This window comes from Streptosporangium sp. NPDC053982 (genome assembly GCF_055585205.1).
The window spans coordinates 117,125-141,054 of sequence record NZ_JBVJKQ010000014.1; the positions used below are offsets into that span (position 1 = coordinate 117,125).

Below are 23,930 nucleotides of genomic sequence, written 5' to 3' on the forward strand. Positions count from 1 at the left end.
CGCCGGACGGTCCCTGGAGGGCTCAGAGCGGGACGACGCGGTGCTCGGTCGCCGACCGCCGGGCGGCCTCCAGAACGGCGAGCACCCCGGCCACCTCCTCCGGTTCCACCGGGGGAGGGGCGCCCTCGCGCAGACACGCCACCACGCCCCGGTAGAAGTCGAGGTAGGCGCCCGGCTCGGTGCGTACCGGGCGGTGGCCGGCATCGGCGCCCAGGGCGCCCCAGCGCTCCTCCGGCTCCTCGCCGAAGCCGGGGGAGCCCGGGTCCGCGCCCGCCCGCAGGCGTTCCTCCTGCACGTCCAGGCCGTGCTTGACGTATCCCGCCCGGGAGCCCAGAACACGGAAACGGGGGCCGGGCATCGGCGCGACCGAGCTGACCCACAGGTGGGAGCGGGCGCCACCCGCGTGGGTGAGGGCGACGAAGGTGTCGTCGTCGGAGGCGACGCCCGGACGGCGCACCTCGGACTCGGCGTAGACCTCGACGGCCGGGCCGAGGAGCCGCAGGGCCTGGTCCACCAGGTGGCTGCCCAGGTCGTACAGCAGGCCGCCGAGCTCCTCGGCGCCGCCGGCTTCGCGCCAGCCGCCCTTGGGGACGGGACGCCAGCGCTCGAACCGGGACTCCAGCCGGGTGACCTCACCGAGTTCCCCGGAGGAGACCAGCCGCTCGACGGTCAGGAAGTCGCCGTCCCAGCGGCGGTTCTGGAAGACCGTCAGCATCAGGCCGCGCTCGCGCGCCAGCCGCGCCAGGTCGCGGGCCTCCGCCGCGGTCCCGGCCAGCGGCTTGTCCACCACCACCGGCAGGCCCGCCTCCAGCGCGGCCCGCGCCAGCGGCACGTGGGTGCGGTTGGGGGAGGCGACCACCACCAGGTCGCTCTCCTCCCACAGCTCCGCGGCGTCGCCCACCGCCCGCGCGCCGTACCTGCGGCGCACCTCGGCGGCCCGCTCCGGGTTCCCGGTCACCACCGCGGACAGGCGCAGGCCCGGCGTCGCGGCGATCAGGGGGGCGTGGAAGAACGCCCCGGCCACGCCGTAGCCGACCAGCCCGACGCGCAGGCCGGCCGTCGCGCCGGTCACCGGCCCGTCTCCGGGTCGGCCGTCGCGCCGGTCGCCGTGGTGGTCGTGGTGCCGGCCGTCGTGGTGGTCGTGGTGCCGGCCGTCGTGGCGGTCGCCGCGTCAGCCGCCGCGTCAGTCACCGTGCCGCTCGTCCCGCTCGGCGAGGAACGCCTCGAACTGGGCGGCGAGCTCGTCGCCGGTGGGCATCTCGGACGGCTCGGCGATCAGGTTGCCGCGTTCGGAACCGGCGGCGAAGGCGTCGTACTGCTGCTCCAGGCCGCTGATGGCGGTGGACAGCTCGGTGGACGCCTCGATCTGCTCGGCGATCTCGACGTCGGTCTTGGCGGCGGCCTCGCGCAGGCCCTCCAGCGGGAACACCAGGCCGGTGCTGCCGGTGATCGCCTCCAGGGCGGTCACCGCGGACGCGGGATACTCCGCCTGGGCGAGGTAGTGCGGGACGTGCACCGCGTGCCCCAGGGCGTCGTGCCCCTCGGCGCCCAGCCGGAACTCGATCAGCGCGGCGACGCTGCCCGGCACCCGCACCTCGCCGAAGACGCTGGTCCGGCCGGAGACCAGCTCGGGGCGGGTGGCGTGGCTCGTCACGCCCAGCGGGCGGGTGTGCGGCGCCGCCATCGGGATGCCGTGCGCGGTCACCAGCGTGCCCACGCCCAGCCGGGTGACCAGCGTCCCGACGGCCGCGACGAACAGCTCCCACTGGAAGTCGGGCTCGGGGCCGGTCAGCAGCAGGAACGGCGTGCCGGTGGTGTCGTGGACCAGTCGCAGGACGAGCTCGGAGCTCTCCACGTCGGACCACCGGTCGGTGTCGAACGTCATCACCGGCCGCCGGGAGCGGTAGTCGAGCAGGCGGTCCACATCGAACGTCGCGATGACCCGGTGCTCCAGCTCGGCGAGCAGATGGCCGACGGCGAGGCGCCCCGCGGCGCCGGCGTCCACGAAACCGTCGAAGTGGTAGAGCAGCACCGGATCGGTCAGCTCAGGGATGTCATCGCTGAGCCGGTAGAGATCCGTCGGGTCTGACACCGTGTTCCAGCCTTTCGTCAGTCGTCTCTTGAGGTGAACCCGTGAGGCGTCCGGTGAATTCCGCCGGTCACGGTGATCAGTGGGCACCCTACCGGGGCAGAATGGAGCGCATGCGGCCTGACCCCGAGCTGGAGGAGTTCGCCACCCGCCTGTTCGGCCTGGCCAGAGCGGGGGAGACCGACCTGCTCCGGGCCTACGTCGAGGCCGGGGGCCGGGGGCCGGTCGATCTGACCAACGACCGGGGCGACACCCTGCTGATGCTCGCCGCCTACCACGGCCACGCCGCGACCGTTCGGGCGCCGGCCGAGCTGGGGGCCGATCCCGGCGGGCCCAACGACCGCGGGCAGACGCCGCCGGCCGGGGCCGTCTTCAAGAAGGAGTCCGAGGTGGTGCGGGCGCTCCTCGCGGCCGGCGCCGACCCGTACGCGGGCACCCCGTCGGCGGCGGACACGGCGCGGATGTTCGGAGGCGACGAATATATGAAATGGTTTCAGAACCAACCGAAAACCTGAAGTTGGTATTTACGGATGTATAGGAAAACGTTCGGAGTTCGTCCATTCTTGACGGGTGGAGACTACGACGGCCCGACGGGCATTCCGGACGCTTCGCATCCCCCCACTTCCCTGCCCCTTCCCCGGCCAGGTCAGCCCGTATGCCGATCAGGTCGACAAGGAGACCCTGGAGTGGCTCGCAGACTCCGGGATGCTCGACGACGAGATGATGGAACGTTACCGGCAGGCCGGATACGGCTGGCTCTGCGCCCGCACCTACCCCTACGCCGACCATGACGCGCTCCGCCTGGTGACCGACTGGTGCGTGTGGCTCTTCGCCTTCGACGACGTCTTCTGCGAGTCGGACCGGCGGGCCGCGGAGATCGCCCGCGCGCTGCCCCGCTTCCTCGCGGTCCTCGACGAGCCGGAGACGGCCGGCCGGCCCGGCGACGCGTTCGCCAGGTCGCTGCTGGAGATCAGGGAGAGGATCGCCGCCTCGGGCGACGCCGACCAGCTGGACCGCTGGTGCGCGGCCACGAGGGACTACCTGTCCGCGCAGGTGTGGGAGGCCGCCAACCGCGAGGACCGGGTGGTGCCCTCCTTCGCCGACTACGTCTTCATGCGGCGGCGGACCGGGGCGATGCTCACCGTGTTCGCGCTCATCGACATCGCCAGCGGCCGCCGCCTCGCCCCCGGCGAATGGCGCCACCCCCTCGTGCGCGCGGTCACCGGACACGCCAACGACGTCGTCGTCTGGGACAACGACCTCATCTCCTACGCCAAGGAGAACGAGGGCGTCAACGCCCGCAACAACCTGGTGACCGTCCTCGCCCGGCGCCGCCGCTGCTCCCGGCAGCGGGCGATGGACCTGATCGGCGGGATGCGGGACCGGGCCATCGCCGCCATGGTGGCCGCCCGCCCGGGGATGGAGGGACTCGGCTCCGAGGCGGTGCTCGCCTACCTGAGCGGCCTGGAGTTCTGGGTCAGCGGGAGCATCGACTACTCGCTGACCAGCTCCCGCTACACCGGCGCCTGGGAACGGGCGGCCGGCCGCGCCTCCGGCTGACCGCCGCGGATCGTCACGGCCGACCGGGCCGCGCCTCCGGCCGGCCGCCGCGGGTCGCCCCCGGGCGGCCGGGCCGCGTCCTGCGCCGGCCGCCGCGGGTCGTCACCGCTGGGCGGCGGGGTCGTCGGAGTCGCCGCCGAGGGCCAGCTCGATCAGCTCGTCCAGGTTGAGCTTCCTGCCCTGGGCGAAGGCCTCCTCGAACTCCTCCTCGCCGAGGACCCGCTTGCACTCCTTGACGCACCGGTCGTGCTCGGAGTTGAAGAACGGCGAGCTCATCCGCGGCATGCCGAAGGTGCGCCAGTTGGCCTGCCCGCCGCCCATCAGCAGCGCCGACAGCCCCGGCTGCCCGGCGTCCAGGGCCTGCCTGGCGACCACCTCGATCGCCAGGCCGATGCCCAGCACGTCGTGGAAGTAGCGCTTGAGCCGCAGTGACTCGCGGGCGCTGTCCATGGCCTCGGACAGGCGGCCCATCCCCTGGCAGACGCTGGCCAGGGCGTAGATCGCGTAGGAGCGCAGCCACAGCTCGCCGCGCTGGGTGCAGACCGCGATGCAGTCGCGCAGCAGCGTCTCGGCCTCCGCCGGGTCGTTCTGCATGAGCAGCACCATCGACAGCTCGACGATCGAGGGCAGCAGGCCCGGATTGAGCTCCCGGCCGCTCTTGTGGAACTCGATCGCCACGCCCAGCAGCGCGCTGGCCTTCTGCAGGTCACCCTGGAGGAAGGCCGCGGTGCCGAGCATCTTGGTGGCGAGGATGACGGCTCCGGAGTCGCCCACCCGGACCGCGTCGGAGCTGCACTTCTCGGCCGCCTCCACGGCCCCCGTGATGTTGCCCTGCGCGCTGTTGATGTAGGACAGCACCCACAGGGCCTTGCACCGCTCCGGGGTCGGCTGCGGCGCCAGCTCCAGGGTCTTCTCCAGGTAGAGGCGGCCCTCGCGGGCCAGGCCGCAGGCCACCCACATGAACCACAGGGACGACAGCAGCTTCAGCCCCTCCTGGACCTCCGCGGGGTCGCGCAGGCAGTAGTCCAGGGCGACCCTGATGTTGTCGTGCTCGTGGCGCATCCGGACGTACCAGTACACCTGGCGGGCGCCGGACCAGGCGTCCTCGCTCCGCCTGGCGAGCTGGAGGTAGTAGTCGCGGTGTTTCCTGCGGACGTGGTCGGTCTCGCCCAGCTTCTCCAGCCACTCCTCGCCGTACTGGCGCAGCGTGTCGATCAGCCGGTAGCGGTGCCCCGACGGGGTGCCGTCGCTCAGCAGGATCGACTTCTCCACCAGGCTGGAGATGAGGTCCATGACGTCCTCGGCGGGCAGGTTCTCGCCGGAGCAGACGTAGCGGGCGGCGTCGAGCTCGAAGTCGCCGGCGAAGACCGACAGCCTGGCCCACAGCAGCCGCTCGGCGGGCTCGCACAGCTCGTGGCTCCAGCCGATCGCGGCGCGCAGCGTCTGGTGCCGGGGCAGCGCCGTACGGCTGGCCCCGGCGAGCAGGCTGAACCGGTCGGCCAGCAGACCGAGGATCTGCTCCACCGACAGCGCCCGCATCCGGACCGCGGCCAGCTCGATGGCGAGCGGGATGCCGTCGAGGCGGCGGCACAGCTCGGCGACCGGGCCGATGTTGTGCTCGTCGAGCACGAAATTGGGCACCACGGCGCTCGCCCGGGCGGCGAACAGCTGCACGGCCTCGTTGGTGAAGATGTCCTCACCGGGCGTGTCACCGGGTACGGCCAGCGGCGGGATGGCGATCGTGTGCTCGCCCCGGGCGTTCAGCGACTGGCGGCTGGTCGCCAGGATGGTCAGGCCCCCGGCGTTGCTCAGCAGATCCTCGAACAGCTCGGCGCAGGCGTCGACCAGGTGCTCGCAGGTGTCGATGATCAGCAGGATCTCGCGGTCGCCGAGCCACTCGATCAGGGTCTCGTCGGCGGAGCGGGACGACTGGTCGGCGATTCCGAGGGCCGCGGTGATCGTGTGCCGGACCATCCCGGAGTCCTGCAGCCGGGCCAGGTCGGCGAACCAGACGCCGTCCTTGAACTGGCTGCGCATCAGGTGCGCGATGCGCAGCGCCGTACGCGACTTGCCGACGCCGCCGATGCCCGTCACGGTGACCAGGCGGTGCCGGCCGAGGCGCTGCCGAAGCGTGGCCAGCAGCCTCGTGCGCCCCACGAAGCTGGTCAGCTCGTTGGGAAGATTGCCGTCTCGCCGCCATCCAGATGGCGTTGCCATGGCCGCCTCACGGGGGTAGTGCCAGGGGGAGATCACACCTGCCCTGGCATCGTACCCGCCGGGACCTCGGGCTGTCCTCGCTCGCGGATCATCCGGCGACCGTCCCGCCGGTGCTCCCGCCGCCGCGCGCCGGCGGCTCACCCGGAGGTTCACGCCGAAACGGGGCCGTTCCTGACTAGCATGGACGGGTGAGCACGCACGAGCCCGACGACCTGCGGCCCGTCGACCTGTCCGATGACGGCCCGCCCATCCTGCCCGACCAGACCTCCGACGACACGGACGTCGGCTGGGGCGACTGGCGGCGATCCGACGACGACGCCCGCCTGCTGGAGGAGCGCCCGCCCCACTGGGGCTGACGGCGGCCAGGGGCCGATCGTGCCGACTGTGGCCCGACCGTGCCGACTGTGGCCCGGTGGGTCCGGTCCGGTGGACGTGTCCATCCCGGCCGGTCCTCCCCGCGGCCCGTCAGTCGCGGGGGAGCAGGGTGCCCAGCGGCCCGAGGTCGAGGTTGAGGTCCGACCGCTCCAGGCCGAATCGGTCGCACAGGTCGTCCATCGCCTCGTCCAGCCGCATCAGCGTCAGCCCGAGCGCCTCGACCTGCTCGCCGGTCAGGTCGCCGTGGTCCATCCGCCGCACGCACTGCCGTTCCACGAGCTGGCGCACCAGCTCGACGACGGTGAGCACCAGGCAGCTCAGGTCACGCTCGACGTGCTCGGGGTCGGTCCTGATACGACGGGGGGCCGAGTGCTCCCCGGACGGCTCACGGCGGTCCACGCCAGACCTCCCGTCGGTGCCGGGCCCCCTGCTCCGCCGGCCCCGACTCGCGGACGGACATGATCAGCAGGCGCAGGGAGATCTGCACCAGGTCGATGTCGGCGATGGACAGCACGACGTCGCCGTTGACGGTGACGCCACCCGCCAGCAGCCGGTCCAGCAGGTCCACGAGCGCCACACGCTCCGGGGGCAGACGCCCCTCGGCGGCCAGCGCCGCGCCCCGGGGCCCCTCGTGGGTCATCGCACGCCTCCGGCGTCCGCCGTGCCGAGGTCGAGGGCGGTGAACGAGTAGGGAGCCCAGGGGCCGGTCAGCTCGATGTCGGCCCCCTGCCCCCGCAGCGAGTCGACGACGGCGGCGAACTCGCCGCCGCGGTCGTCGTCGACGAGGTAGGCGCCGTTGAGCACCATCGCCTCCTCGCGGCCGGACAGGCTCGGGTCCTGGGCCCGGTGCCGCCGGCTCGCGACGGAGACGGCCGCCAGTGCGGCGTGGACGTGCTCTGCCTGGTCGGCCGCGGTCCGCCACGCGTCCTCCCGGCCGCGCAGGCTCGCCCGGCGGCGTTTCAGGTAGGCGGTCCCCGGGCTGTCGGTCCCGGAGGCCCCGGAGGCCCCGGAGGCCCCGGAGGATCCGTCTGAACCGTCGGAGCCGGTGGTCTCCTCTCCGGAGGGCGGGGCGGCCTCGCGCCGCGCGTACGCCTTCACCCCCCACTCGCTGCGTCCGGCGACCTGCGACAGCAGCGCGACGAAGTCCTCCCGCCGCTCGCGCAGCAGCTCGCGGACCTGCTCGTCGCCGCCGTAGACCGTCACGAGCCTGACCGGCGCCGTCGGGGCCGTCCCGGCCACCGCCTCCACGACGCGGTGGTGGGCGCGGGCCGTCTCGCCCACCCAGTCGAGGTCCTCCAGGGAGCGGCGCAGCGGCTCCTCACCGAACCGGTCCAGCGGCACGGTGCTCACGTACGCGACCAGGCCGGCGTCCGCCACCGTCCGCACGGGCGTTCCGGCCACGCCGGTCAGGTCGCTCAGACCGTTCAGACCGTTCAGACCGGCGGGACCGGGGGCGTCCGCGTCCCGGACGATCGCATAGACATACGTGCCGGTGTCCGGCATGTCTCACTCCTTCGGTTCGCTCCCCGGCCGCCCCGAGCCCGACCGTCCCGCTCCCGGCCGCTCCGTGCCCGGCCGTCCCGTGCCCGCCTCCGCCGGGTCCGGCTTCATCATTTCCCTGCCTCGCGGGGGCGCCCGCCGCCGGACCGGCCCCGGGCCTGGAGGGGGCGGCGCTCCTCCTGCTCGCCGCCCAGCTCCTGCCGGCTCCGGTGCTCCTCGAACTCCTCCCGGCGCTCGCGGCCCTCGCGGAGGTCGCGCGGGTAGTCCCGGTATTCAAAGTCGTTCTCCGCCTCGGCGAGCCGCCTGCGCAGGCGGCGGTTCTCCTCGGCCAGGTCGTGGTCGGGCCTGCTGAGCCACGGGTCGTGCTCCCACCAGTCGATGCCCAGCTCCCTGGCGGTGTCCACCGAGGCGATCAGCAGCCGCAGCTTGACCGTCAGCAGCTCTATGTCCAGCAGGTTCACCCGGATGTCGCCGACGATCACCACGCCCCGGTCGAGCACCCGCTCCAGGATGTCGCCGAGGTTGGTGGTGGACTCGCGCCGGGCGGGCGGCCTGCCCCCGTAGCCCGGGGAGGCGGAGCCGTACCGCGTCGGATCGCTCACTTCGCCACCCCCGCTACTCGTCGCCCTTGCCGCGCTTGTAGCGCCGCGTCCTGCGGTAGGAGAGGAGGTCGCCGTCGGCGTCGAGCTGGATCTCGTAGAGCGCCAGGATGTCGCCGGAGGAGGGGACGCGACGGTCCTCGACGACCTCGATCCCGACCTTCCAGCCGTCCTGATCGGGCTGCACGAACGTGACGCCCTCCGCCTCCCGTCCGGTCAGGTCGCCGATCTGCTCCAGCCCGGTACGGCCGGCGCCGGCCGCGGTCAGGCCGCGCGGGCGCCGCCGGGCGCGCCGGGACCCGCCGACCGGCTCGTCCCGTTCCTCCTCGAAACCCTGCTCCTCGTCGAACTCCTCGTCGTCGAACCCCTCCTCGTCCTCGGGCAGGTCGTCCTCGACGACGCCGCCCCGGCCACGCCCCTTCTTCAGCGGCTCGTCCTCGTAGCCACCCGGGGCGCCGGCCCCGTCGTCCCCGGTGCGGGCCTTCCGCCTGGCGGGCACGCCGATCACTCCTCTTCCCCGCCGCCGTATGGCGCGGCGCGAGGCAGGTCGGGCTGGGTCACCATCCGCTCAAGGATCTCCGTCATGGCCTGTCTCTCCTCCTCCTCGGAGATCTCCCCGGAGCGCCTGGCCTCCTCCAGGTCCTCCAGTTGCCGCCGGACCGCGGCCGGATGGTGCAGCTCCATCTCGGCCTGGTCCTGGATCACTTCGGCGATCTTGACGAGCGCGCGGAGCGGCAGCAGCGGCAGGCCGACGGTCAGATCGAACAGCAGGTCCACGACGTCACTCCTCAGGTTGCGGCGCCGCCACGAAGTCGTACGGCGCCAGCGGACCGAGCAGCCGCAGGCCGATCCGGCCGGCCCAGCGGTCGCCGAGGTCGTCCAGCGCCTCGTCGAACTCCTCCTGCCGCTCCTCGTCCACCAGGACGGCCACGTACGCGGCGTCCTGCTCGTGGGTCGGCTCCCGCACCGAGACCGCGACGCACAGCGGCGCGACGGCGTCGACGAGCTCCTGGGTGTCGGCGTCGCGTTTGGCCGCCACCGCCTCGCCGATCATCTGCCCGAGCCGGATCCGCGCGTCCCAGGTCGCCTCCTCGGGCTGCCCGCGGACCTCCTGGCGCAGCCGCTCGGCCTCGGGGTTCTCGTCGAGAACCTCCCTGATGATCACCGGTTCGACGTAGCGGCCCTTGATGACGTACTCGGCGCGCCCTTCGAGCTCCTCCAGCGCGGCGAGGAACTCGTCGTGGTGCGGGGCCAGCAGCTCCTCCACCACCTCCTTGGGCCCGGTCATCACCGCTCCGAAGCGGAACGGCAGCACGGGCACCTCGGCGGCGGTCGCGTCCAGCAGCTGCTCGTGGGCCAGCAGGTCGTCGGGCCTGCCGAGCGGGCGGTCCAGGACGATGTCGCTCACCAGGGCGGCGATCTCGCCGTGCCGTACCAGCGTGACCTCCCCGTCGTCCACGCCGAGCGTCCCGGGCTCGGTCTCGACGTCCGCCGGGACGACGCCGTAGACGTAGGCGTAGCCGGTGCGCCCGCGCCGGGCGGCTCCGCCCGACCGGGAGGGCGCGGCCTTGCCGGTCGTCTTCCCCGCCGTCCTGCCGGCCCCCTTACCGGTCGTCTTGCGGGCCGGTTTCGCGGCGGTCTTCCCGTCGGCCTCGCCCGCCGTCCTGCCGGTCGTCTTGCGGGCCGGTTTCGCGGTCGTCTTCCCGTCGGCCTCGCCCGCCGCCTTGCCGGTCGTCCTCCGCGCGGGTTTCCGCGCGGCCTGCTCCGATCCGGTGGTCGCCGTCTTTCCGGTGCTGCCCGGCATGTCAGTACTCCTCCCTCCGGCGGCGGGACGCCGGCCGACGCTCGGACTCGGACTCGGAGACGAAGTCGCGTAGCTTCTCCCCGGCGGCCTCGATGGCTCCCTGGGCGATCCCCTTGGTCTTCGACTTGCTGATGCCCTGCGTGGTGCCTTCCAGGACCTCCGGCAGCCCCTTGCCGCCGGTCTGCGACAGGTCCAGCCGGTTGGTGGCCTCCGCGAAGCGGAGGTAGGTGTCGACGCTGGCGATGACGATGCGCGCGTCGATCGTGAGGATCTCGATGCCGACGAGCGAGACCCTGACGAAGGCGTCGATCACGAGGCCCTTGTCGAGGATCGTGTCGATGACGTCGGCCAGGCCCGACGAGGACCCTCCGCGGCCACCCCCTCCACCCGACGAAGGCTGCACGATGGTCATTTGGTCTTCCCCCGATTCCGTGTTCGCTCTCCGTCTCCCGGGGCACGTGTCCCGGGGCCTTGCCGGTCACGTGTTCCGGGAATCTCCGGTCATGCGTCGCGGGCCTTCCGGCCAGGCGCTCCGGCCCTCCCCGGTCAGGCGTTCCGGGCGGCGGCCCTGCGGCGGGGCCGGCGGGCGGGAGGCTCCTCTTCTTCTTCCTCCTCCTCGTCCTCCTCCGGCTCCGGTTCGGCCCGGCGGCCCCGCGCGGCCGGCTCGCGGCGCGGCGCGGCACGCCGCCGTCCGCGTGCGGTCCGCGGCTCCTCCTCTTCCTCCTCCTCCTCTTCGGGCTCCTCCTCGCCCTCTTCCTCGCCTTCCTCGCCCTCTTCCTCTTCGGGCTCTTCCTCTTCTTCCTCCTCCTCGGCGCCCTCGCGCTCCTCGGGCTCCTCCTCGCCGGCGGCCTCGGCGCGCTCGCGCTCCTCTTCCTCCTCGCGCAGCGCGGTCTCCTGGTCCTTGACGACCTCGCCGTCGCGGATCTCGCCGCGCCAGCCCTCCAGCTCGTCGGGCTTGAGGACGGTCTGCATCATGACGTGCCGTCTGAAGTGCTTGAACTCCAGGCGCACCCGCCGGCCCTGGGCCCGCCAGAGGTTGCCCGTGTACTCGAAGAGACCCTTGGGGTTGTACTCCAGGACGAGCAGGACCCGGGTCATGTCGGGGGTGATCGCGTGGAAGGTCACGCAGCCGTCGACGTAGCCCTTCGCACCTTCGGACCGCCAGACGATCCGCTGGTCCGGCACCTGGTCGATGATGGTCGACTTCCAGGTGCGATGGGAGAGGAAGATCTGCGCCTTCCACTGGGTCTTGTTGTCCTCCTCCTGGTTGACGTTCTCGACCTTCTTCATGAAGGTGGGGAAGTCGGCGAACTGGGTCCACTGGTCGTAGACGAGCCGGCGCGGGGCGCCGATGTCGATGGACTCGACGATGTTGGTGACCTTGAGCTTCTTGCCCTTGCCACCGCCGCCCTTGCCGCCGGTGATCTTCTTGAGCAGACCGCCTCCCGCCATCTTGGCGACCCCTTTCAGCCCGGAGGCCACTGGATGCTTCGAACCGATGACGGAGCCCGCCAACCCGAGCAGACCGGAGTCGCTGTTCTGCAGGTAGTCGGTCAGCCGGCCGGTCAGGTCGTCGACCTTGTCGGTCACAGAGGAGAGGACCCGGTCGCCGAGGGCTTCGGCGAGGTTGCGGAGCTCGTCGGTGAGCTGGTCGACGGGCAGTGCCCGCTCGACCTCACGGATCAGCCCGCCGCCCCTGGAGGTCTCGGCCATGGGGCGTCACCCCCGCGCCCTGCGGACCGGCCGCTCACGCGCGGGCGTCGTCTCGCGCTGGACGGCGCGGCGCCTGCCCGCCCTGGCTCGCGGCGGTTCCTCCTCCTCTTCCTCTTCTTCCTCCTCCTCGGGCTCCTCCCGGGCGGAGCGTGTCCTGGCGGCCTGCCTGCCCTTGCCGGTGGCGCGGCGCTGAGGGGGCTCCTCCTCCTCTTCCTCCTCCTCGGGTTCCTCTTCCTCCTCGTAGTCCTCTTCCTCGGCCTCGGGTTCCTCCCGGGCGGTCCTGCCCTTGCCACGGGCCGCGCGGCGCCTGGGGCGCTCCTCCTCTTCCTCCTCTTCCTCGGGCTCCTCCTCGGCTCCCTGCGCCCTGGTCCGCAGCGACTCGGCGCGATCGTGGAGCTTCGAGGTCAGGGTGTCGATCTGCCTGCTGGCCGCCGCCCTGGCCGCGGCCTTGCCCACCTCGAGCAGCTCGCCGCGGACGGCATTCGTGATCTTCTCCAGCTCGGGGGAGGAACCGAGCAGCTTCAGGCCCTGCTGGAGCAGGTCGCCACCGGGGCCTTCCTTGCCGCCCAGCTTCCCTAGCTTTCCTGTCGCGCCCGCCGCCGCCAGTGCGAGCGCGGCGCGCAACTTGTGATGCCGTCCGAGAAAGTAACCCGCGGCGACACCGAGGGCCACCTGCAGTCCGCACTTCACGATCGCCACTCCCCAGTCGATCACTCCGTCATGGGATCCGACCGTCCGGAAGACTCCGCCGGACGGGAGGGAAGACGCCGCCGGAAGCGGTCGCCTGCCGCGTTGAACGTGCCGGAAGCCTCCGGCTCCCGAATTAGCGTTTGCATACCCGTAAAAGCGATAAAGAAACATATACGGGTAAAAAGCGGACATAAATGGCGATAAGAAAAGCGGTGGCCGGGGCCGTGTTCCGGCCCCGGCCACCGAGGGCACCGGGCGAATGCGTCGGACGTCATGAAACGACAGGGAAACGCCGGGGTCTGCTCCGTGGATCTCCGCCGCGGACGGAAGCACCCGGGTGGTCGCGGCGGGCGCGACGATCCGCAGGACCTAGGAGACCACGTCCTTGCGGCGGAACCTGCGGAAGGCGAAGGCGACCAGGACCAACGAGTAGGAGACCGAGACGGCCACCCCCTTGACCATGCCGCCGTAGTCGGGCTGCGGGGCCAGGGCGTCCATCCACGCCGTGCTCCAGAACGTCGGCAGGAACTCCCGGAGCGCCCCGAGCGCCTCCACCGCCTGCAGGATGGTGCTCACGATCACCAGGCCGACGGCCCCGCCGACCGCGCCGAGCGGCGAGTCCGTCGAGACCGACAGCAGGAAGGCCAGCGCCGCCACCACGAGCTGGCTGACCAGCACGTAGCCGACCACGACCCCGAACCGGGGCAGCACGTCCGCCGCCGCGACGGTCTCGCCGGTGCCGGGCACCCGTACGTCGTGCCAGCCGAAGGCGAGGGTCCCGGCCAGCAGCGCCATCGCCGGCAGGCAGACCACCGCCGCCGTCGAGTAGCCCATCGCCACGATCAGCTTCTGCCGCAGCAACCGGTCACGCGGGACGGGGGCGGCCAGCAGGTAACGCAGCGAGGACCAGTTCGCCTCCCCGGCCACGGTGTCACCGCAGAACAGCGCCACCGCGACGGCCAGCAGGAAACTCGCCGACACCGACAGCGCGAACGCCGCGAAGTTCAGCCCGCCCTCGGTCGCGAGGTCGGAGACGCGTGTCGCCGCTCCCCGCCGCCCGGACCCCGCGCCGAGCTCGAACGCCACCACCAGCACCCACGGCAGCGCGAGCAGCAGGCCGAACATGACCATCGTGCGGCGCCGCCTGAGCTGACGGACGGCCTCCACCGCCAGCGGCAGCGTGCGCCGGGCCGCGTACCCGCGGGCGGAGCCGTCCGCGGCCGGCGGCCCGGCGGTGGAGCCGTCCGCGCCGCCCACGCCGTCCGCGCCGCCCACGCCGTCCGGGCCCGCCGGAGCGGGCGCGGAGCCGTTCACGGTCTCTCCCCGGGTCATGCCTTCTCTCCGATCAGGTCCAGGAACACGTCCTCCAGACGGGCGCCCGCGCCGCCGGCCGGAGCGCGACCGGCCAGCAGGTCGCCGACCGTCCCCGCCGTGACGAGCCGCCCGCGCCGCATGACCACCACGTGACTGCAGGTCTGCTCCACCTCGGCCAGCAGATGGCTGGAGACGATGACCGTACGGCCCCGCGCGGCGTAGGCGATCAGGACCTCGCGCATCTCACGGATCTGGGGCGGGTCGAGGCCGTTGGTGGGCTCGTCCAGGACCAGCAGGTCGGGCAGGCCGAGCATGGCCTGGGCGATGGCCAGGCGCTGCCGCATGCCCTGGGAGTAGGTGCGCACCGCCCGGTCCAGCGCGCCGCCGAGCCCGGCGATCTCCAGGGCCTCGGTGAGGTGCGCGTCCCCGGCGGGTCGTCCGGTGGCCCGCCAGTACAGCTCCAGATTGGCCCGGCCGGTCAGGTGCGGCAGGAACCCCGGGCCCTCGACGAAGGAGCCCAGCCGGGACAGCACCGGCGCGCCGGGCGACACCCGGTGGCCGAAGATCCGGATCTCGCCGCCGTCCGGGCGGATCAGGCCCATCAGCATCCGCAGGGTGGTGGTCTTGCCCGCGCCGTTCGGACCGAGCAGGCCGAGCACCTGGCCCTGCCCGACGGTGAAGGACAGGTCGTCCACGACCCGCTCGCCGTCGCCGTACGCCTTGGTCAGGCCGCTGATCCGCAGCGGGACGTCGCTCAGGTCCGGGTCGTGGCCGGTGGCTCCGCGGCGCCGTCCGGTGAGTACCAGGACCGCCGCGACGACGAGGGAGGCCAGCGGCAGCGCCCAGGTCCACCAGGCGGGGCCCGTCGCGGGGGCCCGCAGGGCCGTGGCGACGGGCACCGTCACCGACTGCGAGACCAGGCCGACGACGTGCACGGACGGCGCGGCCGGGGTGCTGTAACCGAGGTCGGTGGTGGTGAACGCGACGCGCAGCCGGTGACCGGCGTCGAAGCGGTGGTCGACGGCCGGCAGGCGCACCGTGGCCTCCCCGGCGCCGCCCGCCGGAACGGTGATCCGGACGGGGGCGGCGAGCCCCGCGGGCAGCACCGGCGCCTGCCCGTCCGCGACGTCGTACAGCTTGGCGAACAGCGTCACCTCGTCGTCGGACGCCTTGTCCCCGGCCGCCTCGTCCCCGGTCGCCGGGGAGGAGGTCCTCCCCCCTTCCGCGCCGGGCGCCGGGCGGACCCGTACCCTCACGGTGGCCGAGCCGGTGACCTGGAGCGGGGCGGTGAGCGGCGCGGAGTCGAAGACGGCGCTCTGACCGGGCATGTCGGCGGACACGCCCAGCCCCGCCGCGCCGCCCGCGAGCCCGGCGAGCCCGCCGAACCCGGGGATGGTGGAGATCGAGGCGGGGGAGCCGCCCGGCGGGTTGGCCACGGGCTGCTCCGCGCCGCGCAACGGCACCGTGGTGCTCCCGGAGCCGGACAGGCCGGGGTAGCGGGCGGCGGTGGCGTGCAGCTGCACCGGGCGGCGGGTGCCCGGATCGCGGCCGCCGTCGCGGGTGACGGTGAACGCGGCGCCCGGCTCGCCCGCACCGGGCGTCCGCTTCAGATGGCGGTCGAACCAGCCGAGGGTCCGCTCGTGCAGCCAGTCGGCCTCGCCGTCGCCGCCGTCGTGGCCGCCGTCGAACCAGGCGACGCCGACCGGCGCGCCCGTGGCGGCGATGGCCCTGGCGTTGGCGTCGGCCTGGCCGAGCGGGAACAGCGAGTCGCTCAGTCCCTGGAGCAGCAGCGTCGGGATCCTGATCCTCCCGGGGACGGAGACCGGGCTGGAGCGGCGCAGGATGCCGACCGCCTCCGGCGTCGCCCGGCCGGTCTCGGCGACCCGCTGGTACATGTCACAGATCTCCGGCAGGAACCGGCCGCACCGGACGTCCTGCGCGGTGGGCGGGACGGCGGGGGCCGCCCCGGCGGGGTCGCCGGAACCACCCGGGCCGCCGGACTCCTCGGAACCGCCCGGATCCCCGGTGCCGTCCGCGGACTCCGCGCCGTCCGTGGAGCCGGTGCCGTCCGGGGAGTCCGCGCCGTTCCCGCCGCGCCGGGAACCGAGGGCGTCCGGGCCGGACAGCGGCTCCGGGCCGCTCCGGCTGAAGAACAGCCCGGCCCACATCCGCTTGAACACGCCGTTCTCCGGCCCGCCGCCGCCCGCGTCCGGGAACAGCGCGTCGGCCAGGTCGTACCAGGTGATCTGCGGGACGATAGCGTCGATCCGGGGGTCGTGGGCGGCGGACATCAGGGCGATCGCCCCGCCGTAGGACCCGCCCGCGACGCCGACGCGCGGGTCGCCCGCGGCGTCGAGCAGGACCTGCGGCTGCCGCGCCAGCCAGTCGACGAGCTGGCGGACGTCCTTGACCTCGTAGTCGGGGGAGTTGAGCGCGATCTGCCCGCCGGAGCGGCCGAAGCCGCGGGCCGACCAGGTCAGTACGGCGTAGCCCTCCCCGGCCAGCCGTTCGGCCTCCTCCCGGACGCTCTGCTTGCTGCCGCCGAAGCCGTGGGCCAGCAGCACCGCGGGCGCCCGCCCGCCGCCCGCGGGTGGGAAGAAAGCGGTGTCGAGCCTGACGCGCTGGTCGTCCCGGGGGCCGTCGGTCACCGTGATCCACCGGTCCTGGGCCCGTACCGGCGGCGCGGACGGCCACAGCAGCCAGGCGGTGCTGATGACCAGTACGACCGCCACCGCGATCCAGGTGACCGTCCTTCGTTGCATTCCGTGAGCTTACCGACGCCTGCTGAGAGCCCGCTGAGACGCCGTCCGGGGAGCCCCGCCGGAGGCCGTGGTGGTCCCACCCGCCGCGGTCCGGGTGAAGAGCGGCGGAGGGCGGCGGGGCGGGAGCGGCGGTCAACGCTGCTTCGCGAGCCACTCGTCGAAGGTGGTGGGCGCGATGCGGGCGCCCTCGCGGGGCAGCAGCACGTCACCCGCCATGTCCGGGCCGAACAGCGACGACCACGTCGGCACGAGCCTGACCGTGCGGCCGCGCGCGTCGTTGGTGCGCCGGGCCATGTCCACCAGGTCCTGCGGGTCGGGACCGGCGACGTCGGGGTGACGTCCCTGCGGCGTGCCCGTGGCGATCTCGGCGAGGACGTCGGCCACGTCCTCGGGTGCGATCGGCTGGATGAGCAGCGGCGCGACGGTGGCGACGCCGTCATGCTCGGTCCAGCTCGTCACCATCGCGGCGAAGTCGTGGAACTGGGTGGCCGGAACGATCGTCCACGGCACCCGGCCCTCGGCCACGAGGCGCTCCTGCTCGCGCTTGCCGGCGTAGTGCGCGTTGCCTTCGACGCGGTCGAGCCCGGCTATCGAGAGCAGCACGTGGTGGCGGACGCCGGCCCGCTCCTCGGCGGCGAGCAGGTTCCGGGTGGCGGCGCCGAAGTACGCCACCGCCTCGTCCCGGTCGGTCGCGGTGCTGTTCGTGGCGTCCACGACGGCGTCGACGCCGGCCAGGGCGGCGTCCAGGCCCTCGCCGGTGGTCAGGTCCACGCCGAGTGAGCGGCTGACGCGCACGACGTGGTGCCCGTCCCGTTCCAGTGCGGCGGCGGTGAGGGCCCCGATGTTCCCGGTCGCTCCGGCGATGGCGACGCGCATGGTCGGCATGATGGTCTCTCCTTCTGTCCCGTCCGTCTCTTCTCTGCTGCGAACGCTATCTCGGACTAAATGGATCCGCAATGTCTCCGATAGGATCGGGGTCATGAAGCTGCCCGGGAGCACGGAATGGCTGTTGCACTGCGCCGCGTCGCTGGCCCAGCTCAAGGCGGGTGACACCGCGTCGGCAGCGCAGCTCGCCCAGTACTTCGACCTGCCCGCGGCCTATCTCGCCAAGCAGTTGCAGGCGCTGGTCAAGGCCGGCGTGCTGGTCGCGACGACCGGCCCGCGCGGCGGGTTCCGGCTGGCCAGGCCCGCTTCCGAGATCACGCTCCTGCATGTCGTCGAGGCGGTCGACGGCGCGTCCTCGCCGTACGAGTGCCGGGAGATCCGCCGGCAGGGACGGGGGGCGCTGCCCGCCGAGGACTGCCGGACCCCCTGCGTCCTCGCCGTGAAGATGGCCGAAGCCCACCGGGCCTGGCGGGACAGTCTCGCCGCGACCTCGCTCGCCGACATCGTCGCCACGCTGCCCCCGTCGGCTCCTTCCCGCACCCGCCTGCGCCTGACCGGGACGCCGTAGCGGACCCGCCGACGAGAATGTGGGCCATGTCACAGCCCGATTGGGTTTCGCAGGGGTGACTAAGGGATGTCCCCGATTGCGGAGCCATGCCGGGCACGGGCATCATTTCGACGCGTGAAGTCAGTCGAGAGCCTCAGAAGAAAGGCCACTCCGCTCCTGGAGTGGGCGCTGCCCCTGTGGACCCGGGGGCCGGCGGGTCGCGAGACCCCGGACGACCTTTTCAGGGTTCTGTACACCGGGTGGCTGGTGGCCTTCTCCTTCAAGGTCCTCGGTGCTTCCTGGGACGTCTCCTGGCACTTCAAGTGGCTCCGGGACGACCTGGCGCCGCCGCACCTGCTCAACAGCGTCGGCACGGCCATCGCCCTCGCGCTGACGGTCGTCCACCTCTACACCGGCTACGGCGTGGACCGCCCGGCCCAGCGCCTCATCGGCTGGGGCACCGGCGTCTTCCTCCTCGCGGTGCCGCTGGACCTGATCAACCACCGCGTCAACGGGCTCGACATCACCTCGTGGAGCCCGTCGCACATGCTGCTCTACGTCGGCACGCTCTTCATGATCTGCGGTGTGATCCGCGGCTGGGCCATGGGCGCGCCCGCCGGACGGGCCAGGACGGCCGTCCTCGGCGCGCTGTTCGTCTTCCTCTTCGAGAACGTCTGGTTCCCGGCACAGCACCAGGAGTACGGCGTGTTCGGCCTGGCCGCCTGGGACCGCGGCAGCCCCGAGGCCGAGCCCATCCTGCTGCAGTTCGCCGCCGACCAGATGGGCCGCCCGGTGGACCGGGAGATGATGGTCCACTTCACGCTGCCCGTGCCCGACGCGGTGTACCCGCTCTACGCGGCGGTCGCCGCCATGATCGTGCTCGTGCTCGCCCGCGCGATGATCGGCCGGATGTTCGCCGCGACCTCGGTTGCCGCCGCCTACGTCGCCTACCGCACCCTGATCTGGCCGCTGCTGGCGATCGCCGACTTCCCCCGCTCGGCGGTGCCGGTCTTCCTGATCGCCGGGGCGGTCGCCGTCGATCTGGCGTTCCTCATCCGCATCCCCGTGGTCCGGGCGGTGGTCGGCGCGTTCGGCGTCACCGTCGTGGTCGACCAGGCGCTGCGGGTGCAGAACGCGCTGTTCACCTCCCCGCCCCTGGTGCCCCCGATGAGCATGCTGGCCGGCGGTGTCCTGCTCGCCGCCCTGTGGCTGAGCATCGAGTGGTTCGCCCGGAAACGCCGGACGCAGGTCGTCTAGCCGTTCTGCGGATCCTCGCCACGGCGAGGATCCGCAGAACGGAACCTAGGACATGGAAGCCGTGGTCAGCGCCACCGCGGCGCCGTAGGCCAGGCCCATCACGGTGATCTCGGCCGCCGTCCAGGCGACGACCGCCGTCCGCCGCCGCGCGGCGATCCGCGGCAGCAGGCGGAACCTGATGTGGGCGGCGAACGGGATCAGCAACGCCACGCACGCCGTCTTGGCCACCACCAGCAGGCCGTAGTGGCTGGTGAGGATCGCGTCCGGCAGCTCGACGCCGCGGGTCAGCGCCATCGAGGCCAGGCCGTTCACCAGTCCGGAGACGGTCACCAGCGCCAGGGCCACGGTCGCCAGCCGGGAGAACTTCGGCAGCGTCCGGGCCAGCAGCTCGCGGTCGGCGGCGACCAGCGCGACGATGACGGCCAGCCCGCCGGTCCACGCGGCCGCCCCCATCACGTGCAACTCCATCGAGATCATGATGGGGTCGTGCCAGACCGAGTCGACGGCGTGACCGGTGACCGGGATCGGCAGCAGCCCGAAGAAGGCGATCACGATCCGCAGCTCGGCGGGGACCTTCTCGCCGAACCGGACCGCCAGCAGCCCGATCCCGGCGTAGGCGAGCGCGCAGGCGGCGCTGAACAGCATCCCCTGACCCGCGCCGACCTCCCCGACGTACTCGGCGATCATCTGCGGGGTGGGTACGGTCCCCGGGTTGAGCTGGGCGGTCTGGAAGACGATGACGACCAGCGCCAGCACCGCCCACGCCCAGGCGAACGTCACCGCGGCCGGACGGGCGCGGCGCAGCACCGGCTCGGTCCGCTCCTCGTCGTCGAAGCCGAGCAGCCGGGGCAGCACGCTCAGCCCGACCACCGCCACCGCCGCGAGGTCCAGCAGCACCCGCAGCGCCGGCAGGCCGTACTCCACCACCGGTCCGGGCAGCGGGATGCCCGGTACGGACTCCTCGGCGGTCAGCGCCGTCGCGGTCAGCACGGCGAGCACGGCTCCCGACACGAGCCCGCCGGTGACCAGTCGCAGGGCCGTACGCGCCCGCGGGTCGCGCTCCCCGGCGCCGGAGGCCCCCGAGGTCTCCGAGGTCTCTGCGGACGTGGTCATCGCCGCTCCTCCCGCCCGCCGGTACGGCGCATCGCCACCACGGTCGCCCCGCCCAGCAGGACGAGGGCCGCGGCGATCCACAGCACCGCCATCCCGGCGCCGCCGTTCTGCGCGGCCTCGGCGGCCTGCGCGCTCAGTTCGGCCGACCCGAGCGCGGGGGATCCCACCGGGTCGGGAGAGGCCGCCTGCGGTGAGGCGGCGGACTCGGGGGAGGCCGCCTGCGATGGGGCGGCGGCGCCCGGCCCCGCGGCGGTCAGGGTGAAGGTGAGCTTCCCGGACACCGGGTGGCCGTCGGAGGACAGGACGCGGTAGCCCACGGCGTACTCACCGGCCGCGCCCAGCGGCTTGAGGGCCACGCTGACCTTCGCGCCGTTCACGGCCGTCGTGCCGTCCTCCCAGCGGGTCCCGCCGGGTCCGGTCACGCTGATCCGCGCGAAGCCCTGCCGCGCCGGCTGGTCGAACGTCAGCGTGATCCGTCCGGGCGCGGCGGAGAGCCGGGCGCCGTCCTTCGGATCGCTGCCGATCAGGATGTTGTGGGCCTGTGCGGGGGCGACCGCGCCGAGGAGCGCGGCGCACGCGAGCAGCAGGACCGTGAGGAGCCGCCTCAACGATCATGACCTTCCACTGGGTTTTCCTGACCCCGCCATGGTGCCACTGATCGCGCCCGGTGCGCCTCGGGGCTTCCCCGTAGGGGGCGGGCTCCAGAGCGCCTCGCCCGGACTCTGAAGCGTCTCACCAGGTCTCCGGAGCGTCTCGTCCGGTCCCCGGGCCGCCGGACCTCCCGCCGGCACGGGAAGAGCCGCGGCCCGCCGGCCGCGGCTCTCTCCAGGGACGGTCCGTGGGTCCCCGCCGCGACGGGGACCCACGGACCGGGGGCTAAGGCAGGCGCAGCCAGAGGGCGGGGACGTTCGGCGGTTCCCACCCCGCCACGGCGGTGTGCGCCTGGCGGCACTCGTAGCCGACGCCCGCGTGGGTGACCCGGACGCCGGGCGTGTAGGCCGTGCCGGCCTTCCACGCCGGGTAGGCGCCGGTCGGCGTCACCGTGGGGGTCGCGGTCGGCGTCGCGGTCGGTGTCGCCGTCGGCGTGGTCGTGGGGGTCGCCGTGGGCGTCGCGGTCGGGGTGACGGTCGGGGTGACGGTGGGCCTCGGGGAGGAGGTGGCGGTCGGCGTGGAGGTGGGCCCCGAGCAGGCGCCCAGGTCCTTCCAGACGTCACCGGCGCCCGGCTCGTTGTTCTGGGTCCACCACCGGGCCTCCCACTGCCGGCCGTTGTGCGAGACCCGGGCTCCGCCGTTGTAGACCTGGGTGGCCGACCACGCGAGAGCGGCGCAGTCGCCGCCGGGGCCGCCGGTCGGGCCGGACGTCGGCGTCGGGTTGACGACCACGCCGCCGCGGGCGTTGTCCGCGGTCAGGCCGTACGTCCTGCCGCCGAAGCTCACGGTGAAGTTCGCCGGGGCCGGGGCGGGCAGGTAGTAGACGTAGTCCATGGTGAGCGACGCGCCGGGGGCGAGCGACTCGGAGGCCCGCAGCTTGAACGAGACCCGGTTGAAGTCGCCCTTCAGCCCGCCGACGTTGTCGCCCGCGGTGTGCTCCCTGCTGATCACGGTGAGGCCGTAACCCGACTGGTCCTTGGCGGTCCCGGGAGCCGAGCTGGCGTAGTCCCACTGGAACTCGGCGCCGCCGGGGATGGTCGTCGACGACTTGTTGGTGATCTTCAGCTTGCCGGTGATCGGGTAGTTGCTGTCGCCGACCGGGAACCCGCCCAGCTCCACCTGCACGTCGAGCTTCTCGGCGGGCACGTTCACCTTGGCGCGGGTGGCGCCGTACGGCGCGGCGGTCCTGAGCGTGTCGTACAGCTTGGTGGTGAGCGTGTCGCCCATGAACCACTCGCCCTTGGCCGCGTCCCACGCGTAGTCGCCGGCCAGCTCCCAGATCATCACGCCGCCGATGCCCTTGTCCCTGACGTAGGCGGCCTTGGCGGCGACGGACTGCTCGTCCTCGGTGGACAGGAACACCTTCTTGCCGGCGTTCCACAGCCACGGCGCGACCAGGGTGGGGTCGTAGTTGCGGGTGTAGGTCCCGGTCAGCCGGTCCTCGGGGTCGCCGGCCGGGTCGAGGCCGTAGGCCGGGCCGTACGATCCGGCGCGGCCCTCGGCGAGGTTCCTGGCGTGCCAGAGCGGGTTGCCGCCCCCGCCGACCTCGGCGCCATTCTCCTCGTCGTGCCAGAGGTTGTCGATGCCGCGCGCGCCGTCGCCGCAGGAGGTCAGTCCGGTCGGGCACGCGCCGGTGCTCTTGGCGGTGCCCCACAGGCCGTTCGTGCCGCCGGTGACGTTGCGCCAGCCGCGGGTGTAGTACGGCAGGCCGATGTTGATCCGGCCGGCCTGCATCGCGCCGCGGAAGTAGTGGTAGGCCCAGTCGGTGTTGAGGTAGCCGATCCCGCCGTAGGCCGCGGTGGTGTAGACGCCCCAGCGGGCGAGTTCGGCGTCCTTGCCGTCGTCGTAGAGGGCGGCGTTGGGGCCGACGAACTCGTTCCACGCGCCGTGCAGGTCGTAGGACATGATGTTGACGTAGTCCAGGTACTGGGTGACCTGGAAGGTCTCCATGCCGCGCAGCAGGTAGCCGGACGACGGGGCGGCCACGGTCAGCATGTAGTACCTGCCGTCGGCGGCCGCGGCGGCGTTGAGCCTGTCGCGCAGGGTCTTCATCAGCAGCGCGTAGTTCCGCATCAGCGACGGCCGCCGGGCGTTGGCGATCTGCCAGTCCAGCGGGTGTCCCGCGTCCTTCATCGACGTGGGGTACTCGTAGTCGACGTCCACGCCGTTGAAGCCGTACTTCCTGACGAACGCCACCGCCGAGTCGGCGAAGGCGTCGATGCCGGCGGTGTTGGCCGACCCGTCGGCGTTGGTGGTCATCGTGTAGAAGCCGCCGGAGGCCCGGCGGACGCCGCCGTCGTCGATGTAGCCGCCGCTCTCCGCCCAGCCGCCGACGCTGATGAGCGTCTTGGCCTCCGGGTGGGCCTTCTTGTACTTGTTCAGCAGGTTGAAGTGCCCCTTGTACGGCAGGCCGGGGTCGGGCGTGTCGATCCCGGGCCACTCCATGCCGGTGGCCGCGTTGTCCGGGCCGTCGGCGCCGACCGAGATCCTGTTGTCCGGGCCGACGTGCGCGAAGGCGTAGTTGATGTGGGTGACCTTGCCCCAGGGGATGTCCTTGGCGAGGTACGCGGGCTGGCCGTTCTTGCCGGTCCGCCAGCCGGTGAAGTAGCCGATGACGCGGCGGGGATGGTCGGCGCCCATCTTCTCCCGGCCCGCCTCGTCGTAGACCTGGCAGAAGGGGACGGCGAGGCCGGGGGTGGTGTAGAGGCCGTCCGGACGGCAGGCCTCGTCGTTGACGGCGGCGCCGGCCGTGCCGGCCAGCGCGCAGGCGATCAGGGCGAGTGACGCGCCGGCCGCGGCGAGGCCGGTGCGCAGACGTGAGGACATCGGGAGAGCCACCTCCGGGGTGAGGACA

At 73.0% G+C, this 23,930-nt stretch carries 25 protein-coding genes; 5 read left to right on the top strand and 20 right to left on the bottom strand.

Annotated elements, in window-relative coordinates; translation table 11 throughout:
* Window positions 1-22: 22 nt before the first annotated feature.
* From ACZ6W9_RS25820 to ACZ6W9_RS25830, 3 genes are read right to left on the bottom strand one after another with little or no spacing between them, the layout of a single operon-like run.
* Window positions 23-1,072, bottom strand: a complete 1,050-nt coding sequence (locus ACZ6W9_RS25820) for a Gfo/Idh/MocA family protein (protein WP_389965599.1) — start codon at window positions 1,070-1,072, stop codon at window positions 23-25.
* A complete protein-coding gene (locus ACZ6W9_RS25825) occupies window positions 1,069-1,191 on the bottom strand; it encodes a hypothetical protein (RefSeq protein ID WP_470120057.1) in 123 nt (40 codons plus the stop codon). Before ACZ6W9_RS25825 ends, ACZ6W9_RS25820 begins: the two co-directional genes overlap by 4 nt.
* Window positions 1,184-2,092 carry a proteasome assembly chaperone family protein gene (locus ACZ6W9_RS25830; protein WP_362935312.1) on the bottom strand — a complete coding sequence of 303 codons (909 nt, stop codon included), beginning with the start codon at window positions 2,090-2,092 and terminating at the stop codon, window positions 1,184-1,186. The genes ACZ6W9_RS25825 and ACZ6W9_RS25830 overlap by 8 nt, the downstream gene beginning before the upstream one ends.
* Window positions 2,093-2,193: 101 nt before the next feature.
* On the opposite strand from ACZ6W9_RS25830, the gene ACZ6W9_RS25835 reads away from it, so the two are divergent.
* Together ACZ6W9_RS25835 and ACZ6W9_RS25840 are read left to right on the top strand one after the other, a co-directional pair.
* The gene (locus ACZ6W9_RS25835) at window positions 2,194-2,604 is read left to right on the top strand and encodes an ankyrin repeat domain-containing protein (protein ID WP_470120059.1); all 411 of its coding nucleotides are present in this window, start codon (window positions 2,194-2,196) and stop codon (window positions 2,602-2,604) included.
* Between the two features lie 55 nt (window positions 2,605-2,659).
* Complete coding sequence (locus ACZ6W9_RS25840) at window positions 2,660-3,649, top strand: 4-epi-cubebol synthase (RefSeq protein WP_389965609.1); 990 nt, start codon at window positions 2,660-2,662, stop codon at window positions 3,647-3,649.
* A 102-nt stretch (window positions 3,650-3,751) separates the two neighbouring features.
* Here ACZ6W9_RS25840 and ACZ6W9_RS25845 read toward each other — a convergent pair whose 3' ends face one another.
* Window positions 3,752-5,866, bottom strand: coding sequence for an ATP-binding protein (locus ACZ6W9_RS25845; RefSeq protein ID WP_470120061.1), 2,115 nt, complete (start codon window positions 5,864-5,866; stop codon window positions 3,752-3,754).
* 188 nt (window positions 5,867-6,054) lie between these two features.
* Between ACZ6W9_RS25845 and ACZ6W9_RS25850 the strand changes: the two genes are divergently transcribed.
* The gene (locus ACZ6W9_RS25850; protein WP_362935300.1) at window positions 6,055-6,222 is read left to right on the top strand and encodes a hypothetical protein; all 168 of its coding nucleotides are present in this window, start codon (window positions 6,055-6,057) and stop codon (window positions 6,220-6,222) included.
* A gap of 109 nt (window positions 6,223-6,331) precedes the next feature.
* Here ACZ6W9_RS25850 and ACZ6W9_RS25855 read toward each other — a convergent pair whose 3' ends face one another.
* From ACZ6W9_RS25855 to ACZ6W9_RS25915, 13 genes are all read right to left on the bottom strand, one after another.
* Window positions 6,332-6,640, bottom strand: a complete 309-nt coding sequence (locus tag ACZ6W9_RS25855; RefSeq protein WP_362935297.1) for a gas vesicle protein K — start codon at window positions 6,638-6,640, stop codon at window positions 6,332-6,334.
* Entirely contained in the window at window positions 6,627-6,881 is a 255-nt protein-coding gene (locus ACZ6W9_RS25860; protein WP_389965616.1) for a gas vesicle protein, read from the bottom strand. Before ACZ6W9_RS25860 ends, ACZ6W9_RS25855 begins: the two co-directional genes overlap by 14 nt.
* The gene (locus tag ACZ6W9_RS25865; RefSeq protein WP_470120064.1) at window positions 6,878-7,744 is read right to left on the bottom strand and encodes a GvpL/GvpF family gas vesicle protein; all 867 of its coding nucleotides are present in this window, start codon (window positions 7,742-7,744) and stop codon (window positions 6,878-6,880) included. Before ACZ6W9_RS25865 ends, ACZ6W9_RS25860 begins: the two co-directional genes overlap by 4 nt.
* 107 nt (window positions 7,745-7,851) lie before the next feature.
* Entirely contained in the window at window positions 7,852-8,343 is a 492-nt protein-coding gene (locus tag ACZ6W9_RS25870; RefSeq protein ID WP_389965622.1) for a gas vesicle protein, read from the bottom strand.
* Window positions 8,344-8,356: 13 nt separating this feature from the next.
* Complete coding sequence (locus ACZ6W9_RS25875) at window positions 8,357-8,839, bottom strand: gas vesicle protein GvpO (protein ID WP_470120066.1); 483 nt, start codon at window positions 8,837-8,839, stop codon at window positions 8,357-8,359.
* Between the two features lie 5 nt (window positions 8,840-8,844).
* Complete coding sequence (locus ACZ6W9_RS25880) at window positions 8,845-9,117, bottom strand: gas vesicle protein GvpG (RefSeq protein ID WP_389965628.1); 273 nt, start codon at window positions 9,115-9,117, stop codon at window positions 8,845-8,847.
* A gap of 4 nt (window positions 9,118-9,121) precedes the next feature.
* Window positions 9,122-10,144, bottom strand: coding sequence for a GvpL/GvpF family gas vesicle protein (locus ACZ6W9_RS25885; protein ID WP_470120068.1), 1,023 nt, complete (start codon window positions 10,142-10,144; stop codon window positions 9,122-9,124).
* Between the two features lies 1 nt (window position 10,145).
* The gene (gvpJ, locus tag ACZ6W9_RS25890) at window positions 10,146-10,556 is read right to left on the bottom strand and encodes a gas vesicle protein GvpJ (protein WP_362935280.1); all 411 of its coding nucleotides are present in this window, start codon (window positions 10,554-10,556) and stop codon (window positions 10,146-10,148) included.
* Window positions 10,557-10,690: 134 nt separating this feature from the next.
* Entirely contained in the window at window positions 10,691-11,857 is a 1,167-nt protein-coding gene (locus ACZ6W9_RS25895) for an SRPBCC family protein (protein WP_470120070.1), read from the bottom strand.
* Window positions 11,858-11,863: 6 nt separating this feature from the next.
* Window positions 11,864-12,571, bottom strand: a complete 708-nt coding sequence (locus ACZ6W9_RS25900) for a hypothetical protein (RefSeq protein ID WP_470120072.1) — start codon at window positions 12,569-12,571, stop codon at window positions 11,864-11,866.
* 345 nt (window positions 12,572-12,916) lie between these two features.
* Window positions 12,917-13,879, bottom strand: coding sequence for an ABC transporter permease (locus tag ACZ6W9_RS25905; RefSeq protein WP_470120074.1), 963 nt, complete (start codon window positions 13,877-13,879; stop codon window positions 12,917-12,919).
* A complete protein-coding gene (locus ACZ6W9_RS25910; protein ID WP_470120075.1) occupies window positions 13,876-16,623 on the bottom strand; it encodes a CocE/NonD family hydrolase in 2,748 nt (915 codons plus the stop codon). Before ACZ6W9_RS25910 ends, ACZ6W9_RS25905 begins: the two co-directional genes overlap by 4 nt.
* A gap of 132 nt (window positions 16,624-16,755) precedes the next feature.
* Window positions 16,756-17,499: an SDR family oxidoreductase gene (locus ACZ6W9_RS25915; RefSeq protein ID WP_470120186.1), complete on the bottom strand. Its 744-nt coding sequence runs from the start codon at window positions 17,497-17,499 to the stop codon at window positions 16,756-16,758.
* Window positions 17,500-17,602: 103 nt separating this feature from the next.
* Here ACZ6W9_RS25915 and ACZ6W9_RS25920 point away from each other — a divergent pair, with 103 nt between their 5' ends.
* Window positions 17,603-18,076 carry an RrF2 family transcriptional regulator gene (locus tag ACZ6W9_RS25920; protein WP_389965647.1) on the top strand — a complete coding sequence of 158 codons (474 nt, stop codon included), beginning with the start codon at window positions 17,603-17,605 and terminating at the stop codon, window positions 18,074-18,076.
* A 114-nt stretch (window positions 18,077-18,190) separates the two neighbouring features.
* The gene (locus tag ACZ6W9_RS25925) at window positions 18,191-19,312 is read left to right on the top strand and encodes a hypothetical protein (protein WP_389965650.1); all 1,122 of its coding nucleotides are present in this window, start codon (window positions 18,191-18,193) and stop codon (window positions 19,310-19,312) included.
* A gap of 45 nt (window positions 19,313-19,357) precedes the next feature.
* On the opposite strand, the gene ACZ6W9_RS25930 is transcribed toward ACZ6W9_RS25925, so the two are convergent.
* From ACZ6W9_RS25930 to ACZ6W9_RS25940, 3 genes are all read right to left on the bottom strand, one after another.
* The gene (locus ACZ6W9_RS25930) at window positions 19,358-20,425 is read right to left on the bottom strand and encodes a copper resistance D family protein (protein WP_470120077.1); all 1,068 of its coding nucleotides are present in this window, start codon (window positions 20,423-20,425) and stop codon (window positions 19,358-19,360) included.
* The gene (locus ACZ6W9_RS25935) at window positions 20,422-21,033 is read right to left on the bottom strand and encodes a copper resistance CopC family protein (protein ID WP_389965657.1); all 612 of its coding nucleotides are present in this window, start codon (window positions 21,031-21,033) and stop codon (window positions 20,422-20,424) included. Before ACZ6W9_RS25935 ends, ACZ6W9_RS25930 begins: the two co-directional genes overlap by 4 nt.
* Window positions 21,034-21,301: 268 nt before the next feature.
* Window positions 21,302-23,902: a chitinase C-terminal domain-containing protein gene (locus ACZ6W9_RS25940; protein ID WP_470120079.1), complete on the bottom strand. Its 2,601-nt coding sequence runs from the start codon at window positions 23,900-23,902 to the stop codon at window positions 21,302-21,304.
* Between the last annotated feature and the right edge of the window lie 28 nt (window positions 23,903-23,930).